General features: G+C 41.5%; 5 protein-coding genes. 1 reads left to right on the top strand and 4 read right to left on the bottom strand.

All coding sequences use genetic code 11. The features are described 5' to 3' along the window. The coding region (locus tag QZZ41_RS15325; RefSeq protein ID WP_295074172.1) for a uracil phosphoribosyltransferase at window positions 1–112 on the top strand (112 nt) is incomplete at its 5' end. Window positions 113–164: 52 nt separating this feature from the next. On the opposite strand, the gene QZZ41_RS15330 is transcribed toward QZZ41_RS15325, so the two are convergent. The 4 genes from QZZ41_RS15330 to QZZ41_RS15345 form a co-directional block, all read right to left on the bottom strand. Continuing rightward, the gene (locus QZZ41_RS15330) at window positions 165–491 is read right to left on the bottom strand and encodes a hypothetical protein (RefSeq protein WP_295074163.1); all 327 of its coding nucleotides are present in this window, start codon (window positions 489–491) and stop codon (window positions 165–167) included. Between the two features lie 33 nt (window positions 492–524). Continuing rightward, window positions 525–1,505, bottom strand: a complete 981-nt coding sequence (locus QZZ41_RS15335; RefSeq protein WP_295074165.1) for a Gfo/Idh/MocA family oxidoreductase — start codon at window positions 1,503–1,505, stop codon at window positions 525–527. A 19-nt stretch (window positions 1,506–1,524) separates the two neighbouring features. Continuing rightward, the gene (locus QZZ41_RS15340; protein WP_295074168.1) at window positions 1,525–2,001 is read right to left on the bottom strand and encodes an LURP-one-related family protein; all 477 of its coding nucleotides are present in this window, start codon (window positions 1,999–2,001) and stop codon (window positions 1,525–1,527) included. Between the two features lie 55 nt (window positions 2,002–2,056). Further along, on the bottom strand, window positions 2,057–2,409 hold a 353-nt coding region (locus QZZ41_RS15345), incomplete at its 5' end, for an RNA methyltransferase (protein ID WP_295074170.1).

A 2,409-nucleotide genomic window follows, 5' to 3' on the forward strand; every position in this document is an offset into this window, starting at 1 on the left:
ATATCCTGATGTAGAGATATATGCTGGCGTTATGGATGAAAAGCTCAATGAGGAAAAGTACATCGTACCTGGCGTGGGCGATGCAGGGGACCGTATTTTCGGTACAAAGTAATATTACAAACAAAAGGGGTCATTGTGACCCCTTTAAATTATTATTATCAATTTCACTGACAACATTCTTCAATATATTGTCTTTCGATATAGCTGACAACATCCATTCCGTCAGAAAACTCAACAAACTTAGGATAGCCGTTTTGTCTGATTGATGAGTAGGTCAGGTGGTAAATCCGATAAGTATTATTATCAAGTATAAAAAGAACATCGTCATTGGAATAGCTTCGGGCAACAGCTTGTATATCAGTATATTCAGATATATCTGTTTCTTTTTGAAGCTCATTCACATACGTAATTCCATCGGACAGAGTGTTCCAGTTGAATCCTTCGCCATATTGTTCAGACAATCTTTTGATTTCGTTTAAAATATCTATCATAATTTTTCACTTTGAATCTATATGTGTCTTGTTTCATTCATTGGGAAATTTCATTCCCCACTGTGCTCTGCATTCATCCATGATTTTCATAACAGCGATTGTAGCGCTGTGTGGAACGAGAGGGCTTTCTTTGAATCCGACCTCAAGGCAGCGGTGTACTTCATCGATTTCGTATTCATAGCCGTTGATATCATCCTTATATACAAAACGCTCAATCTCATTTCCGCTACGGTCAAAGAGTATGCCTTCGTCCGTACAGTGGAACCAGTTACCGAGTGTAATGAAGCCCTTTGAACCAGAAATAATGGCATTATTGCGAAGCTGTATCTCAAAGCCGTTATCCATTGATGAGAAAGCACCATTTTTGTATCTGAAAATGATGGAATTACTCATATCTATGCCGTACATCATGTGAGCGGAGCTGACGATATCATCTGGCATCCCAAGAAGATCGTGAGTGAGCGTAATAGGGTAAATACCAAGATCAAGCAGACAGCCACCACCGCAGTCAGCGCGGAAAAGCCTGTCATTTTCGTTGTATGGAATGAAATTGCTGAAATCAGCTTTGATATATTCGATATTACCGATAAGTCCCGAAGCTATCCACTCTTTCATTTTCCTGTAAACAGGACGGCACTTCATCCACATAGCTTCCATGAAAAAGAGATCCTTTTCTCTGGCAAAAGCGATAAGCTTTTCAGTCTGAGAGGTATTAAGTGTTAGTGTCTTTTCGCAAAGTACGTTCTTGCCGTTTTCAAGGCACAGCCATGCATCATTGAAGTGTGAAGCCATAGGAGTTGCGATATATACTATCTCAGCATCGCTTTTTTCGGCAAAATCTTTATAACTTCCGTAGTGCTCAGAAAATCCGAACTTTTCAGCGAAATCCTTGGATCTTTCGTCAGTTCTCGAAGCAACAGCACATAATTCTGTATTTTCACAATGCTTAAGAGCAGTTGCAAATGTGTGTGCAATCTTACCTGTTCCGATAATGCCCCATTTGTATTTTCTCATGATGGAATACCTCCCATTATTAGCTGTTCTGAGACTGGTCGATAACGCAGTCAATAGCGATTATTACAGCCAGCGCCATAACTATATCCTGTTCCTTTGCTACGTCTATCTCAAAACTGTCGCCCCATGACATCCAGCGCTTATGTATGGAAGCAATGTAATGTCCTCTACAGGAGATACTGTAATCGTGAGCGAAGAAGTCGCCGCTTATCTGCCAGCCGAGTTCATCAATGGAATAATGTGGCCTCAAGAGTGTGAACTCCTTTACAACATCTCCGATAAACTGACCTCCGATATATACAGAGAATCTCGGTAGCAGCCTGAGAAGTCTCTGCTGAACGAATGCGATCTCATTGTTCATGTCATCAAAGATATGCATTTTGCGACCAAGTGATAATATTTCACCCACGGCAGTAAACATAACATTGCCAGATTCGTCATAGATTTCCGAGCGCTGTCTAAAAGTAAATACTCTTTGATTAAAATAAAGTTTCATATTGATTACCCCATATCATTATATATATTCTTACTCCTAAGAGTAATTAGCTGTATTATCTGCCCAGCTGCCAGAAGGCAACTGCGCTTGCGGCGGCAACATTAAGCGAGTCAACACCGTGAGACATCGGTATCTTCACAGTGTAATCGCAGTCCGCCACTGTCTTGTCAGCAAGTCCTTCGCCTTCGGTGCCTAAAACAACAGCAAGCTTCTGTATATCTGCAAGCTTTGTTGAGTCGATACTTACTGAGTCGTCGCTGAGTGCCATAGCAGCCGTTCTGAACCCCATTTCACGGAGCTGCTGTGGATAGTTAATATTGCTTGTAAGGTAAGTCCAGGGTATCTGAAAAACAGTACCCATGCTCACACGGGAGGATCTCCTGTAAAAAGGGTCACTACACGCGGGAG

It is taken from the genome of Ruminococcus sp. (genome assembly GCF_016283395.1).